Raw genomic sequence first — 14,818 nt, forward strand, 5'->3', positions numbered from 1 at the left:
GAGCCGTCAACCCGCTCAGGGGGTTACAGTTTCGTCACGACCTCCGGATCCATCAGGGACCGGGACATCTCGAGGGAGCAGGACGATGGTGCGCGAGGACGAAGGGGGATCCCCGCCGGTCGACAGGGCCAAGCGTTCTGTCACGCTGACCGACGTCGCACGGCTCGCCGGGGTCTCGGTGGCGACGGCCTCCAAGGCGCTCAACGGGCGCGACCAGGTCAAGGCCGAGACCAGGACGCGGGTCATGGAGGCCGCCGAGCGGCTCTCGTTCCAGCCCAACGCGCTCGCCCGCGGCCTCCTCGCGGGCAGGACGGGGACGGTCGGCCTGCTGACGAGCGACCTCGAAGGGCGCTTCGTCATCCCCATCCTCATGGGAGCCGAGGACGCGTTCGGCGCCGGTCGCGTCTCGGTCTTCCTGTGCGACGCGCGAGGCGACTCGATCCGCGAGCAGTACCACCTCCAGGCCCTGCTCTCGCGTCGTGTCGACGGGCTGATCGTCGTCGGGCGCCAGACCGACCTGCGTCAGTCCCTGGGGCAGCGGCTCCCCGTGCCGGTGGTCTACGCCTACGCGCCGTCCCAGGACGACGCGGACCTCTCGATCGTCCCCGACAACGTCGCGGGCGGCCGGGTCGCCGTCGAGCACCTGATCGCGTGCGGGCGCCGCCGCATCGCCCACGTCTCGGGCGACCCCACGTACGCCGCGGCCCAGGACCGGGCGGCCGGCACGGCAGCGGCGCTCTCGGCCGCGGGCCTCGAGCTCGCGGGTGACGGCGTGCTGTTCGGGGAGTGGTCGGAGCGGTGGGGTCGGAGCGCCACGGCCATGCTCCTGGCCAAGGACCCGTCGATCGACGCGATCTTCGCGGCGAGCGACCAGATCGCCCGAGGCGTGCTCGACACCCTCCGTGAGCTCGGCCGCGACGTACCGGGCGACGTCTCGGTCATCGGCTTCGACAACTGGGAGCAGTTCGCGCTCGGCGCGAGGCCCGAGCTCACGAGCGTCGACAACAACCTCGAGGTCCTGGGACGCTACGCCGCACAACGACTGTTCGCCGCGATCGACGGGCAGCGGGCGTCGGGCGTCGAGAAGCTCCCGTGCCGCCTCGTGCCGCGCGGATCGACCTCGCCCGTGGGCGCGCTCGGGGCCTAGGCGCGGCAGCCCGTCATCCGGCGGGCGTCACGACCAGGCTGTCGGTCACGGCGCGGGCCTGTGCTGCGCCGTCGGTGTCCTGCGTCGCGTACGACTCCGTGACGAACACGAACGCGGTCCCCGTCCCGGTCGCGACCTCGACGATCGTCTCGACCTGGGAGACCTCGACGCCGTCGACCGAGCGCGTGCCGCCGAACCGGTGGGCGGGGAACCCTGCGAGCTCGATCGGCCCGGGCTGCGTCGGGTCGACGGTCCAGTCGTCCGTCTGCGCCAGGTAGTCGGCGGCTGCGGCGGTCTGCTCGGCGAGCGTCGAGGTGCCGGGGGCCTCGGTCGTGACGACCACGTTGGCCGTGAACCCCGGGTCGCCGAACGGCTTCTCCGTCCGGACGACGAGGGGCGCGTCCTGCCCGGCACGGTCCCAGCCCGCGGGGACGGTCAGCGTGACCGAGACCCCGTCGTCCGTGATCTCGGCCGCGTGCGCGGTCGCGGTGGGCGGCGCCGCTTCCTGCGTGGCGCCGCCGCACCCCGCGAGCAGGGGCACGAGCAGCGCGCAGGCGGTGACGAGGAGGAGCGGGCGGTGCGAGCGGGCCACTGGTGTCCTTTCGGCCGAGACGTTCCCGACGGGAACCGATCCTCCCAGCCTGCCACGTCCAGGTCGTGGCCCGTCCTGTCCTCGCGGCTCCCACATGCGAATATGCGACATTGAAGGCATGGTGGACAGCAGCGGGCGACGTTCGTGCGCACCACCGAGGTCGGTCACGAAGGAGTTCGACGATGAGCCGCATGTCCATCGAGGAGCGCCGCGCACAGATCGTCGACGCGGCGATGTCGATCGCCATCCGTGAGGGTGTGGAGGCCGTCACGGTGCGCGGGGTCGCGGCCGAGGCCGGGATCTCGCTCGGGACGGTCCACTACTGCTTCGAGGACAAGGACGCGATGCTCCGGGCCATGGGCCACAGCGTCGCGCTCGTCGCCTCGGACCCTGTCCGCATGGCGCTGGACCCCACCCAGGACCTGTACACGATCGCGCACGCGGCCGCCGACGGGCTGTGGCAGGGCCTCACCCCGCGCCGCCACATGCGGTTGCTGACGTTCGAGTTCGCGACGGCCGGTTCGCGCAACCGTGCGCTGCGCCCGGTCGCGCGGGCGCACCTCGAGCAGACGTGGGCCATGACGCAGGGCATCCTGGACCAGCTCTCGGAGATCGCGGGCATCACGTACTCGATGGACACGCCGTTCCTCGCGCGCATCGTCGCGGGGTACATCGACGGGATCGAGATCGCGTGGCTCGTCCAGCAGGACGACGAGGCGACGATCCGCAGCTTCCACGCGCTCGCGGACTACGTCCTGTCGCTCGTGGTGCACCCTGACGGGGCGGCGGACGCTGCGGGCCCCGCCGAGGCGTCCTAGCGGGCCCAGCAGCCTCGGCGGCTGCCGTCCGGTCCGCAGGCCGCGGCCGGTCCGCAGCAGGCCCGACGACGCCGCTCACCCCGGGTGGCCCGCTCACCCGCGCGGGGCCGTCAGCGCGGCCCGAACACCTGGTCCGTGTAGGGGTTCGCGAACACCCCGCCCGGGTCGGCCTGGGCGCGGACCCGGCGGAAGTCCTCGAAGCGCGGGTAGCGCTCGGCGAGGTCCTCGGCGCCCAGGGTGTGGAGCTTGCCCCAGTGCGGTCGTCCGCCCACGCTCGCGACGATCTTCTCGACCCCCTCGAAGTAGCGTTCGTGCGGGAGCCGGAGGTACTGGTGGACCGCGACGTAGGCGCTCTCGCGTCCGTGGGCGGTGGAGAGCCACACGTCGTCGGCCGCGGCGAACCGGACCTCGACGGGGAACGGGACGTTCTCGCCCGAGGCCCTGACCCAGGCGTCGATCTCCTCGAGCACGTCCACGAGGGCCGCGCGAGGCACCGCGTACTCCATCTCGCGGAAGCGCACGCGCCGCGGCGAGACGAACACCTCGTGCGAGGGAGCGACGTAGGTGCGGGGAGCGAGCGCACGTGCCGAGAGCGCGTTGATGCGGGGCGTCGCGCGCGGCAGGGCCGTCGCGAGCCGGTTGACGACCTCGAACGCCCCGTTGGACAGCAGCTCCTCGTCGACCCAGGCGCGCGCCCGGGTCACGGCGTCCGGCCGCTCGCCGCGGGCCGCGTGCAGGGAGGCCGCGGCCTCGTCGTCGGGCGCCAGGCGGTCGTTGCGCTTGGTGAGCGCGCGGCGCGTGTGCGGGAACCAGTAGAACTCGAAGTGGTCGTGCGCGTTCTCGAGGCCCTCGGCGTCCGTGCCGCCCCCGCGGCCGCCCGAGGCCGTGCTGAGCTCCTCGAGGACCCGGTCGAGCGGCCAGGGCTCCTCCTGGGCGCGCAGGTGGAACGCCGGGACGACGTCGAGCGTCACGGCAGCGAGCACGCCCGTCGAGCCGAGGCCCAGGCGGCTCGCCTCGAACAGGTCCGGGTTCTGCTCGGGCGTGGCCTCGGTGACCGAGCCGTCGGCCCCGACCACGCGCACCCCGCGGACCTGGGTCGCGAGCCCGCCGAGCGAGGCCCCCGTGCCGTGCGTGCCGGTCGAGATCGCGCCCGCGATCGACTGGCGGTCGATGTCGCCGAGGTTGCGCATCGCGAGCCCCGCCGACGCCAGGACCTGGTTGAGCCGGTGCAGGCGGATGCCTGCCCCCACGGTCACGCGCGCGCCGGTCTCCGTGCGCGTCACGTCCTCGACCCTCTGCAGGTGGTCGAGGCTCAGCAGGAGTCCGTCGGTGACCGCGGCTCCCGTGAACGAGTGCCCGGCGCCGACCGCACGGACGTGCAGGCCGTCGTCGGCCGCTCGGCGCACGGTCCGCGCGAGCTCGTCGGTGTCACGCGGGGCAGCGCGGCGCAGGGGATCAGCGGTCTGGTTTCGCGCCCAGTTCGTCCATGAACCGGGAGCCTGCTGGCTCGTCACACCCGGCACTATCTCACGAGGGGTAGGTTTCCTACCATGACGTCGACGCCCGTGCAGAGCAGCACGCAGGACCCGTCCGCCCGGTCCCTCGGGGACGCTGCGACCGGTAGGCCCCGATCATCCGCTTCGTCCGCGGAGACGCGCACCCTGGGCGAGCGGCTGTCGGCCGCGACCGAGCGCGTCCCCGGCCCTGTCGCGGTCGTCGACCTCGACGTGTTCGATGCCAACGCGCGCGAGTTGCTGGCACGCGCCGGGGGAGTGCCCGTGCGCCTCGCGTCCAAGTCCGTGCGCGTGCGCTCGCTCGTCGAGCGCGCGGGCCGGCTCGGCTTCGCGGGGATCATGGCGTACTCGCTGGCCGAGGCGCTGTGGCTCGTCGAGCAGGGCGCGCGCGACGTGCTGGTCGCCTACCCGACGGTCGACCGCCGGGCGCTCGCGGAGCTCGCCGCGGACCCGGCCGCACGCCGGGAGATCACCCTCATGGTCGACGACGTCGCACAGGTCGCGCTCGTGGCGACCGCGCTCTCGGGGCACCGGGGGGCGGACGCGGTGGGGCGCGGGGCCGGTGCGGGCGAGGCGGACACCCCGCCCGTCCTGCTGTGCCTCGACATCGACGCCTCGCTGCGGCTGGGGGTCGGACCCTTCACCGTCCACCTCGGGACCCGCCGCTCGCCCGTCCACACCCCCGCGGAGGCCGCGGCGCTCGCGCGCGCGATCGCGACCCTGCCCGGGCTGCGCGTGCGCGGCCTGATGTTCTACGAGGCGCAGGTCGCGGGGCTGCCCGACACGAGCCCCGCGGTGCGGCTCGTCAAGAAGGCCTCGGTCGCCGACCTGTCCACACGCCGGGGCGAGGTCATCGCAGCCGTGCGCGACGCCGTCGGGCACGAGCTCGAGCTCGTGAACTCCGGGGGGACCGGCTCGCTCGAGACGTCCGCCGCAGACCCCGTCGTGACCGAGGTGACGTCCGGCTCGGGCCTGTTCGTGCCCGGCCTGTTCGACGGGTACCGCTCGTTCGTGCCGCACCCCTCGGCGTACTTCGGGCTCGACGTCGTGCGCGTCCCCGCGCCCGGCTACGCGACCGCGTTCGCGGGCGGGTACGTGGCCTCGGGGCCCGCCGGGGCCGCGCGCGTGCCACGCGTCGTCGAGCCCGGGTGGCGGCTCACGTCGTCCGAGGGCGTCGGCGAGGTCCAGACCCCCCTGCACGTCGCCCGAGGGCACCGTGACGCGCGTGAGCTCGCGGTGGGCGACCGCGTCTGGTTCCGGCACGCCAAGGCGGGCGAGCTCATGGAGCGCTTCGACCGCGTGCAGCTCGTGCGCGGCGACCAGGTCGTCGAGGAGGTCCCCACCTACCGGGGCGAGGGCAAGAACTTCGGGTAGCGCCGCCGTCGGGCCCGCGTCCCACCTGCTGAGAAGGTGGCGACCTGCGGGAATACGCGCGGGCGCCGCGCGATTGAGCACGGCATGACGAGCCTTCCCGACGCCGCCAAGGCGCTCCTCGACGCCCCCGAGTTCGCCACCGTCGCCACGCTCGAGGCGGACGGCAGCCCGCAGACCTCGGTCGTGTGGGTCGCGCGCGACGGCGAGGACATCGTGTTCTCGACGATCCACGGCCGCCGCAAGACCGACAACCTGCGCCGCGACCCCCGTCTGAGCGTGCTCGTCTACCCGCGCGACGCCCCGTACCAGTACCTCGAGGTGCGCGGCGAGGCCGCGATCGAGGAGGACCCCTCGGCCTCGCTCATCCACGCGCTCGCGCAGAAGTACACGGGAGCCGAGCGCTACACGGGTGACGACGGCACGGACAACCGCCGAGTGGTCGTGCGCGTGACCCCGACCAAGGTCCACTGGCGCGACTGACGACGGCCCCGTGCCGCTGCGCCGTCCGACGGCGGCCGCGGCGACGGCCCTCGGGACGACGACCTCGGAGGGCGCCGGGGAGACCCGCGCGACCGGCTCGCGCGGGTGAAGACGCGCACCGGTACGCCGCCCCCGCCGGGGCGGGTTCTGCCGGGAGGGGTGCACCCCGGTAACCTTGCGGGCGTGAGCCTTCGACTGTTCGACACCGCGACGCGGGACGTGCGCGACTTCATCCCCCAGAACCAGGGTGAGGTCGGCATCTACCTGTGTGGGGCGACGGTCCAGTCGGCGCCGCACATCGGGCACATGCGCTCGGCCGTCGCGTTCGACGTCCTGGTGCGCTGGCTGCGTCGCACGGGCTCGCGCGTGACCCTCATCCGCAACGTCACCGACATCGACGACAAGATCCTCGCCAAGTCCGTCGACGCGGGCGAGCCCTGGTGGGCGTGGGCCGCGATCAACGAGCGCGCCTTCACCGCGGCCTACGACGCGCTGGGCGTGACCCCGCCCACGTACGAGCCCCGCGCCACGGGGCACGTCCCGGACATGGTCGAGCTCATGCAGCGCCTCGTCGACTCGGGGCACGCCTACACGACCGGCCCCGGCGACGTGTGGTTCGACGTCCGTTCCTGGGCGGACTACGGCTCGCTCACCAACCAGCGCCTCGAGGACCTCGCCCCCGCCCCTGCGGACCCGGCCGAGGACTCCCTCAAGCGCGACCCCCGCGACTTCGCGCTCTGGAAGGCCCCCAAGCCCGGCGAGCCCGCCACGGCCTCGTGGGACACCCCGTTCGGGCGCGGACGGCCCGGCTGGCACCTCGAGTGCTCGGCCATGGCCCACCGGTACCTGGGGAGCACGTTCGACATCCACGGCGGCGGCCTGGACCTGCGGTTCCCGCACCACGAGAACGAGCAGGCGCAGTCCCGTGCGGCCGGCGACGGGTTCGCCCAGTACTGGCTGCACTCGGCCTGGGTCACCCAGGGCGGCGCCAAGATGAGCAAGTCGCTCGGCAACGGGCTGCTCGTCCGCGAGGTGCTCTCCACGACCAGCCCGGCCGTGCTGCGCTACGCGCTCGCCGCGGTCCAGTACCGCTCGATGCTCGAGTGGACCCAGGACACCGTGACCGAGGCCGAGGCCACGTGGGAGCGGCTCAGCGGGTTCGTCCAGCGTGCGAGCGAGCGCGTGGGCGAGGTGGACGTCGCCGACGTGCGCGAGGCCGAGCTCCCGACCGCGTTCGTGACGGCCATGGACGACGACCTCAACGTGCCGGCAGCGCTCGCCGTGGTCCACGAGCACCTGCGGGCGGGCAACTCCGCGCTCGCGGACCGTTCGCCGGCCGCCGACGCGGTCGCCCGTCACCACCTCGTCTCGCTCCGCGCGATGCTCGACGTGCTGGGGCTGGACCCCGCGGGCGAGCAGTGGGCCGACGCCGGGGACACCCGCTACCGGCATGCGCTCGACGCGGTCGTGACCGCCGAGCTCGACGCCCGCGCCCAGGCACGGGCGGCACGCGACTTCGCCACCTCCGACGCGATCCGGGACCGCCTCGCGGCCGCCGGGGTCGTCGTGGAGGACTCCAGCGACGGGGCCCGCTGGTCCCTCGCTGCACGCCAGGGCACCTGACCAGGGGCCCTGGCCCGACGGCCGGACGGCGCCCACCGGGGCGCGGGGTCCGCCACCGACAACTTCACTCACTCACATCGACCGACGGGGCAGACCCATGGCTGGAAACTCACAACGACGCGGCGCGACCCGCAGCAGCAACAAGAAGGGCGCCGTCGCCGGCACGGGCGGCAAGAACCGTCGCTCGCTCGAGGGCCGTGGCCCGACGCCCAAGGCCGAGGACCGCACCTACCACAAGGCGCACAAGGCCAAGGTCGCGGCCGAGCGCCGCGAGGCCACCTCGACGGGTCCCCGCTCGCACGACGCCAAGAGCGCAGCCCGTGGCGGGCGCCCCAGCGGCCGCACGCCCTCGCGCACGACCCGCTCGAGCAGCGCCAACGAGGTCGTCAACGGCCGGAACGCGGTGCTCGAGGCGCTCCGTGCCTACATCCCGGTCTCCGCGGTCTACATCGCGACCCGCCTCGAGGCCGACGACCGCACCAAGGAGATCCTGAACATCGCCTCCGGGCGCGGGTACAACCTCCTCGAGGTCACCAAGGCAGAGCTCGACCGCATGACCGACGGCTCGGTCCACCAGGGCGTCGCGATCCAGGTCCCGCCCTACGACTACGCCGACCCCGAGGACCTCCTCGACCGTGCGCACGAGGCGGGCGAGCCGCCGCTCATCGTCGCGCTCGACGGCGTCACCGACCCGCGCAACCTCGGCGCCGTCCTGCGTTCCGCGGGCGCGTTCGGTGCGCACGGCGTCCTGGTGCCCGAGCGCCGGGCTGCCGGCGTCACGGCGTCGGCCTGGAAGGTGTCCGCCGGTGCCGCGGCGCGCGTGCCCGTGGCCCGCGCGACGAACCTCGTGCGCACGCTCACCGAGTACAAGGCCGCGGGCTGCTTCATCGTCGGGCTCGACGGCGGCGGCCCGGTCGCCGTGGGCGAGCTTGCGTTCGGCAAGGACCCGCTCGTGCTCGTCGTCGGCTCCGAGGGCAAGGGTCTCTCGCGCCTCGTGCGCGAGACGTGCGACGTCGTCGCCTCGATCCCGATCCTCTCGGACGTCGAGTCGCTCAACGCGGGCGTCGCGGCCGGCATCTCGCTCTACGAGGTCGCGCGCCTGCGCGCCGCCGAGGACTGAGCCTCCGCACCACGCCGCCCCAGGGCGCCCCGCAGGCCGCCACCAGGCGGCGCGCGGGGCGCCCTGCGCGCTTCCGGGGCTCTTGGGGGCTCAGGACGCCGGGCCTGGGCCCGGAAGCGCGGCGCGGGTCCGGGCTCCGCGGGTGCGCCGCGTGGACTCCCGGGGCATGCTCGCGACATGGACCCTCGCCCCGTGCATCGGCACTACCGGGTGCTGCTCCTCGTCCTGACGTTCTCGACGGGCATCATCGACGGCATCTGCTACCTGGCGCTCGACCAGGTCTTCACGGCCAACATGACCGGTAACGTGCTCATCCTCGGGATGGGGCTGGCCGGCGGGCAGGACGTCCCCACCGCCGGCCCGCTCGTCGCGCTCCTGGCCTACGTCGCGGGGGCTGCGGTCGCCGGCTACGCGTTCCGCAACCATCCGGCCGGCTGGCACCGGACGACCACCGGGTTGTTCGCGGGCGTCGGCGTGGGGGTGCTCGCCGCCTCGGTCGTGGTGTACGTGGTGGGCGAACCCCGGGGGTGGCGCCTGCTCCTGGTCGTGGCGGTGCTCGGCGTGTCGATGGGGGTGCAGGCCGCGACGGCGCGGCACCTGTCCGTCAAGGACCTCACGACGACCGTGGTCACCTCGACCCTGACGGGGCTGGCCGCCGACTACTTCCAGGACAGCCACGGCCGCGAGGCGTGGGTCCGGCGCGTCTCGGCCGTCCTGGCGCTCGGCGCGGGGGCCGCGACCGGGGCGCTCGTGCTGCGCGCAGGGCTCGAGGTGGCCCTCGTGGTGCCGGGGGTCATCGCGCTCGGTGCAGCCCTCGTGGGCGAGCGCTACCGGCGCCAGGACGTCGGGGCAGCACGAGCAGCCCGCCCCTTGCCGTCGGGGTCCTGACCGTCGCGGCCCCGGAACCCCGGAGTCCGGCGCGCCGGGTCCCGCCCAGGGGACCTCACTCCTGCTGGTCGACCTCGCCCGGCGCCAGGCCCAGGATCGCCTTCTCGTCGGGCCGGTGCCGGAGCACGTTCTCCACGTACGACGCCGTGGCCTCGGGCATGGGGATGTCACGCCCGGCCTTCTCGGAGATGAACCAGCGGTGGTCGAGGATCTCGTGGAAGAGCTGCGCAGGCTGCAGCTTGCGCCGCAGGTCGCGCGGCACGGCTTGGATCGTGGGCTCGAACACGCCGCTGAGCCAGTCGTGCGCGACGAACTCCTCGTCGTCGTTCTGCCGCTCGGCCGCCGCCCGGTAGGAGTCGAGGTCGTTGAGGAGCCGGCGCGCCTGGTTCTCCTGGACGTCGAGCCCCGTGAGCCGGATGAGGCGGCGCGAGTGGTGCCCGGCGTCGACGACCTTGGGCTGGATCTGGACCGTGGTCCCGTCGATGTCGGTCGTGATGTCGAGCTCGCCGACGTCGAACCCCAGGTTGTTGAGGCGTTCGATGCGGGCCGCGACGCGCCACCGCTCGTCGGACGCGAACGACTCGGCGTTCGTCAGGGCGTCCCAGAGCTCGTTGTACCGGGCGACGAGCGCGTCGCCCACGAGGATCTCGTCGATGTCCTCGTCGAGCAGCTCACCCGCGGAGAGGTCCATGAGCTCGCCGATGATGTTGGTCCGGGCGAGGTCCACGTCGTAGTTGCGCTGGCCCGGGCTCAGCTCGCGGTGCAGGTCACCCGTCTCCGCGTCGACGAGGTAGGCCGCGAAGGTCTCGGCGTCGCGTCGGAAGAGCGTGTTGGACAGCGACACGTCGCCCCAGTAGAAGCCGATGAGGTGCAGGCGCACGAGCAGCACGGCGAGGGCGTCGATGAGCCGGGTCGCGGTGTCCGGCTGGAGGGCCTGGCTGAAGAGCGCGCGGTAGGGCAGCGAGAACTGCAGGTGCTCGGTGATGAGCACGGCCTCGAGGCGCTCGCCGTTCGCGTCCGAGCGGCCCGTGATGACCCCCACGGGCACGACGCTCGGCACGTCCATGCGGCTGAGCTGGCGCAGGAGCTCGTACTCGCGGTACGCGACGGACTCCCCGATCTCCTTGATCGCGATGACGCGCCCGGACATGCGCACGAAGCGCACGATGTGGCGGGAGATACCGCGGGGGAGGGCTGCGAGCACCTCGTCCGGCCACTGCTCGAGCGGGATGTCCCAGGGGAGGTCGAGCAGGGCTGGGTCGGGGGCTGACGCGGTGATCTGCAGGTTCTGCACCATGACAGGTCCTTTCTCCGCGGTGGCCGGTCGCGCGGGGTGGCTCGACGGACTGCGGTGCGCGCCGTGCGGCAGGTCGCCGCGGGTCCGCACCCGACGTCGGTCACGACTGCGGACGTTCCGCAGCCACGGGGAAGGATATGCGAAAGGGGCGGACCCGGCACACAGCCGAGCCCGCCCCCGTGTCGCTGTGGGTCAGCTGAGACGCAGGCCCGTCGCGGTCGAGAAGATGTGCGTGTTGCCCGGGCGGATCGCCACGTGGATGCGCTCGCCCTTGGCGGGCACGTTGCGCGGGTCGACGCGGACGATGATCTGGTTGTCACCAGCACCCGAGTGGACGTCGGCGCTGGCCAGGTCACCCTTGAGGGTGCCGTAGACGAACGCGTCGGAGCCGAGCTCCTCGACGATGTTGACCTCGACGGCGAACGCGTTCTCGTTCGCCTGCGTGGTGACCTCGAGGGACTCGGGGCGGAAGCCGACCGTGACCTTGCCCTTGTCCGCCTCGGTGATCTTGGCGACGACCTCGCGGTCGAGTGGGATGCGCGCCGCGCCGACCTCGGCAGCACCGTTGTTCACGGTGAAGGTCGCGAGGTTCATGGCCGGCGAACCGATGAAGCCGGCGACGAAGACGTTGGCCGGGGTGTCGTACATGTCGCGCGGCGTGCCGACCTGCTGCAGGAGGCCGTCCTTGAGGACCGCGATGCGGTCACCCATGGTGAGGGCCTCGGTCTGGTCGTGCGTGACGTAGACGGTCGTGACGCCGAGACGGCGCTGGAGCGACGCGATCTGCGTACGGGTCTGGACACGGAGCTTGGCGTCGAGGTTCGACAGCGGCTCGTCCATGAGGAAGACCTGCGGCTGGCGGACGATCGCGCGGCCCATGGCCACACGCTGGCGCTGACCACCCGAGAGGGCCTTGGGCTTGCGGTCCAGGTACTCGGACAGGTCGAGGATCTTCGCAGCCTCCTCGACGCGCTGGCGGATGTCCGCCTTGGGCGTGCCGGCGATCTTCAGCGCGAAGCCCATGTTGTCCGCGACGGACATGTGCGGGTACAGCGCGTAGTTCTGGAACACCATCGCGATGTCGCGGTCCTTGGGCTGCACGTCGGTGACGTCGCGGTCACCGATGAAGATGTGCCCGCCGTTGACGTCCTCGAGGCCCGCGAGCATGCGGAGCGAGGTCGACTTGCCACAACCCGAGGGGCCGACGAGGACGAGGAACTCGCCGTCCTCGATGTGCAGGTTGAGCTGGTCCACCGCAGGGCGCTCGGTCCCCGGGTAGAGCCGCGTTGCGTGGTCGAAAGTGACCGTAGCCATGATGGGTACATCCCTCCACCGGCAGGTACGTGCCGGACGATCCGTTGTGTAGTGACGTGCCGCGCTTTCACGTGGTGCGTGTCTGCTGTGACACAGAAGAAGCCGAACCTCCAGGAACTCCGGTCTCCCGGGGGACCTGGTGGTCCGACGTCATCGTTGCTCGGCATCCTACCCCCGCATGCTGAGTTCTCCGTCACACCCGGGTCACGTGCGGGTAACGGTCCTCAGGCGCCCAGCAGGTCGGCGAGCACCGTGAGCGCGAGGGCCGCCTCGGCGGGGTCGGCGACGCGCCGGCGTGCGAGCGTCTCTCCCGGACCGACCTTGATCCCGAGGTCGGACGCGCCGAGCACGGCGAACGCCCTCTCGTCGGTCACGTCGTCGCCCAGGTAGAGCACCGCGGGCGAGCCCAGCGCGGTGCGCAACGCATCGAGCGCGATGCCCTTCGAGGTGCTCGTGACCGCGATCTCGACCACGTTCTTGCCCGTCATGGCGTGTGCGCCCAGCTCGTCGCCGAGCCGTGCGGCGGCGACCGCGGCCTCGTCGGCCGCGGGCTGGGGCGACAGACGGGTGTGCAGCACGGCCGCCGAGGGCTTGTGCTCGACCCATGCTCCCTCGACGGGGTCCGCGATCTCCTCGAGGCCCTGCGTGACGTGGGTCAGGAGGGCCGTCTGGGCGTCGTCGAGCGCGACGGGCACGAGGCGGACCCGGGCGGTCGTCCCGTCGGCACGGACCTGGCTGTGCGCGCCCGGCGCCTCGGCGTCCGGTGAGGAGGCCAGCACCTCGCCCGTCTCGGCGCCGTGGCTGCCGACGAGCAGCGCCCCCACCGGGGGCGAGGCCAGACGCGCGAGGTCCTCGATCCGTCGACCCGACACGAGCGCGACTCGCACGCGGTCCGGGCCGAGCGCCGCGAGCCGCGCGAGCGCGGCGGCCGCGGCCGCGGTGGGGCGCGACGCGAGCGGGTCGTCGCCCAAGGGGGCGAGCACCCCGTCGAAGTCGCTCGCCACGAGCAGGGGCCCGCCCGCCGGCGCGCCGCCGTCGGGCGTGCGGGGGACGAGCGCCGCGAGCGCGGCGAGGTCGCGTCCGAGCCCGTCGTCGAGCGAGGTCCCGGGGCCCGACGCCGTCACGCGCCCTCTCCCTCGACCGGCTCCTGGCGTCGGGGCGTGTCGCGCGACGGCATGGCCTGCAGCACGCCCAGGAAGGACTCGGACCACTTCGAGACGTCGTCCGCGAGGACGCGTCGACGCAGGCGGCGCATCCGCTTGCGCTGCTCACGCGGGTCCATGTGGGCCGCCGCGACGATGATGTCCTTCATGCCGTCGATGTCGTGCGGGTTGACGAGCAGGGCACCGCTCGCGAGCTCGTCGGCCGCGCCCGTGAACTCGGACAGCACGAGCACGCCCTGGTCGTCCGAGCGGGCCGCGATGTACTCCTTGGCGACGAGGTTCATGCCGTCGCGCAGCGAGGTGACGAGCATGACGTCGGCCGCGAGGTAGAGCGCGGCCATCTCCTCGGGCGGGTACGAGTGGTGGAGGTAGTGGATCGCGGCGTGGCCGATCTCCGCGTACTCGCCGTTGATGCGCCCCACGAGGCCCTCGACCTGCTCGCGCAGCTCCTGGTAGGCGCCCACGTTCTCGCGGCTGGGGCTCGCGACCTGGACGAGCGTGACGTGCTCGACGTCGATCCGCCCGTCCTGGAGGATCTCGCCGTAGGCCTTGATCCGGTGCCGGATGCCCTTGGTGTAGTCGAGCCGGTCGACCCCGAGCATCATGACCTCGGGGTCCCCGAGGTCGGCCCGGATCTCGCGCGAGCGGGCCTGGACCTCAGGGGTCCGGGCGAGCTCGTCGAACGTGTGCGAGTCGATCGAGATGGGGAAGGCCGCGGCGCGCACGTGGCGGGCGGGGCTGTCCTCGGTCGCGGGGGTCGTGACGATGGGACCGCGGGTCGTGTACCCGGTCAGGCGGCGCACGGCGCGGATGAAGTTCGACGCGTCGCCCGCGCGCTGGAAGCCGATGAGGTCCGCACCCAGGAGCCCGTCGATGACCTGGCGGCGCCACGGGAGCTGCTGGAACAGCTCGAGCGGGGGGAAGGGGATGTGGTTGAAGAAGCCGATGCGCAGGTCCGGTCGCTGCTCGCGCAGCATCCGGGGCACGAGCTGGAGCTGGTAGTCGTGCACCCAGACGGTCGCGCCGTGGTCGGCCTGTGCGGCCGCGGCGTCGGCGAAGCGCTGGTTGACGCGCCGGTAGGCGTCCCACCACTGCCGGTGGAACGCGGGGGGAGCGATCACGTCGTGGTAGAGCGGCCACAGCGTGTCGTTCGAGAAGCCCTCGTAGTAGCGCTCGATCTCGGTGGCGGACAGCGTCACGGGCACCAGGCGCATGTCGTCCGCGTCGAAGGGCTCGACCTCGAGGTCAGGCGCGCCGGACCAGCCCACCCAGGCGCCGTCGGACTTCTGCATGACGGGCTCGAGAGCCGTGACGAGCCCTCCCGGAGAGCGCTTCCAGTCGACGCGTCCCTCGTGGTCGACCGTGAAGTCGACCGGGAGCCGGTTGGACACCACGACGAGGTCGTAGCCGTCTTTGCCAGTCAATGGAGATCTCCTTGATATTCGGTTGGACGTCCGTGAATCTCCACCCAGGTTATCTGTGCCGCGT

Annotated in this window: 13 protein-coding genes; 7 read left to right on the plus strand and 6 right to left on the minus strand. The window is 72.9% G+C overall.

Annotated features, from left to right (window positions below; translation table 11 throughout):
• The first annotated feature begins 85 nt into the window (after positions 1-85).
• Entirely contained in the window at positions 86-1,147 is a 1,062-nt protein-coding gene (locus ACFWGN_RS20340; RefSeq protein ID WP_377619466.1) for a LacI family DNA-binding transcriptional regulator, read from the plus strand.
• Positions 1,148-1,160: 13 nt separating this feature from the next.
• On the opposite strand, the gene ACFWGN_RS20345 is transcribed toward ACFWGN_RS20340, so the two are convergent.
• Entirely contained in the window at positions 1,161-1,739 is a 579-nt protein-coding gene (locus ACFWGN_RS20345; RefSeq protein WP_377619467.1) for a hypothetical protein, read from the minus strand.
• 182 nt (positions 1,740-1,921) lie between these two features.
• On the opposite strand from ACFWGN_RS20345, the gene ACFWGN_RS20350 reads away from it, so the two are divergent.
• A complete protein-coding gene (locus ACFWGN_RS20350; RefSeq protein WP_377619469.1) occupies positions 1,922-2,557 on the plus strand; it encodes a TetR/AcrR family transcriptional regulator in 636 nt (211 codons plus the stop codon).
• A gap of 110 nt (positions 2,558-2,667) precedes the next feature.
• Here ACFWGN_RS20350 and ACFWGN_RS20355 read toward each other — a convergent pair whose 3' ends face one another.
• On the minus strand, positions 2,668-4,071 hold the full coding sequence (locus ACFWGN_RS20355) for a D-arabinono-1,4-lactone oxidase (protein ID WP_377619471.1): 1,404 nt from the start codon (positions 4,069-4,071) through the stop codon (positions 2,668-2,670).
• 36 nt (positions 4,072-4,107) lie between these two features.
• On the opposite strand from ACFWGN_RS20355, the gene ACFWGN_RS20360 reads away from it, so the two are divergent.
• The 5 genes from ACFWGN_RS20360 (at position 4,108) to ACFWGN_RS20380 (ending at position 9,556) form a co-directional block, all read left to right on the plus strand.
• Complete coding sequence (locus ACFWGN_RS20360) at positions 4,108-5,445, plus strand: amino acid deaminase/aldolase (protein WP_377619473.1); 1,338 nt, start codon at positions 4,108-4,110, stop codon at positions 5,443-5,445.
• Positions 5,446-5,529: 84 nt separating this feature from the next.
• A complete protein-coding gene (locus tag ACFWGN_RS20365) occupies positions 5,530-5,925 on the plus strand; it encodes a PPOX class F420-dependent oxidoreductase (protein WP_068708564.1) in 396 nt (131 codons plus the stop codon).
• Between the two features lie 183 nt (positions 5,926-6,108).
• Positions 6,109-7,548, plus strand: a complete 1,440-nt coding sequence (gene cysS, locus ACFWGN_RS20370) for a cysteine--tRNA ligase (protein WP_191802034.1) — start codon at positions 6,109-6,111, stop codon at positions 7,546-7,548.
• A gap of 97 nt (positions 7,549-7,645) precedes the next feature.
• On the plus strand, positions 7,646-8,668 hold the full coding sequence (gene rlmB, locus ACFWGN_RS20375; protein ID WP_056645268.1) for a 23S rRNA (guanosine(2251)-2'-O)-methyltransferase RlmB: 1,023 nt from the start codon (positions 7,646-7,648) through the stop codon (positions 8,666-8,668).
• A 177-nt stretch (positions 8,669-8,845) separates the two neighbouring features.
• On the plus strand, positions 8,846-9,556 hold the full coding sequence (locus ACFWGN_RS20380; protein WP_191802030.1) for a YoaK family protein: 711 nt from the start codon (positions 8,846-8,848) through the stop codon (positions 9,554-9,556).
• Between the two features lie 55 nt (positions 9,557-9,611).
• On the opposite strand, the gene ACFWGN_RS20385 is transcribed toward ACFWGN_RS20380, so the two are convergent.
• The 4 genes from ACFWGN_RS20385 to otsA form a co-directional block, all read right to left on the minus strand.
• Complete coding sequence (locus ACFWGN_RS20385; protein WP_377619476.1) at positions 9,612-10,853, minus strand: DUF4032 domain-containing protein; 1,242 nt, start codon at positions 10,851-10,853, stop codon at positions 9,612-9,614.
• Positions 10,854-11,045: 192 nt separating this feature from the next.
• A complete protein-coding gene (locus ACFWGN_RS20390; protein ID WP_056645275.1) occupies positions 11,046-12,167 on the minus strand; it encodes an ABC transporter ATP-binding protein in 1,122 nt (373 codons plus the stop codon).
• Positions 12,168-12,391: 224 nt separating this feature from the next.
• A complete protein-coding gene (locus ACFWGN_RS20395) occupies positions 12,392-13,291 on the minus strand; it encodes a trehalose-phosphatase (RefSeq protein ID WP_377619478.1) in 900 nt (299 codons plus the stop codon).
• The gene (otsA, locus tag ACFWGN_RS20400) at positions 13,288-14,754 is read right to left on the minus strand and encodes an alpha,alpha-trehalose-phosphate synthase (UDP-forming) (RefSeq protein WP_056645278.1); all 1,467 of its coding nucleotides are present in this window, start codon (positions 14,752-14,754) and stop codon (positions 13,288-13,290) included. Before otsA ends, ACFWGN_RS20395 begins: the two co-directional genes overlap by 4 nt.
• Positions 14,755-14,818: the final 64 nt, after the last annotated feature.

The organism is Oerskovia sp. NPDC060338, assembly GCF_042726295.1.
GTDB classification, from domain to species: Bacteria; Actinomycetota; Actinomycetes; order Actinomycetales; family Cellulomonadaceae; genus Oerskovia; species Oerskovia merdavium.

Coding starts and splice junctions, on each gene's coding strand:
- ACFWGN_RS20350 (WP_377619469.1), top strand. CDS start 1,922: ATGAGCCGCATGTCCATCGAGGAGCGCCGCGCACAGATCGTCGACGCG.
- ACFWGN_RS20340 (WP_377619466.1), top strand. CDS start 86: ATGGTGCGCGAGGACGAAGGGGGATCCCCGCCGGTCGACAGGGCCAAG.
- ACFWGN_RS20380 (WP_191802030.1), top strand. CDS start 8,846: ATGGACCCTCGCCCCGTGCATCGGCACTACCGGGTGCTGCTCCTCGTC.
- ACFWGN_RS20390 (WP_056645275.1), bottom strand. CDS start 12,167: ATGGCTACGGTCACTTTCGACCACGCAACGCGGCTCTACCCGGGGACC.
- ACFWGN_RS20360 (WP_377619473.1), top strand. CDS start 4,108: ATGACGTCGACGCCCGTGCAGAGCAGCACGCAGGACCCGTCCGCCCGG.
- ACFWGN_RS20365 (WP_068708564.1), top strand. CDS start 5,530: ATGACGAGCCTTCCCGACGCCGCCAAGGCGCTCCTCGACGCCCCCGAG.
- ACFWGN_RS20385 (WP_377619476.1), bottom strand. CDS start 10,853: ATGGTGCAGAACCTGCAGATCACCGCGTCAGCCCCCGACCCAGCCCTG.
- rlmB (WP_056645268.1), top strand. CDS start 7,646: ATGGCTGGAAACTCACAACGACGCGGCGCGACCCGCAGCAGCAACAAG.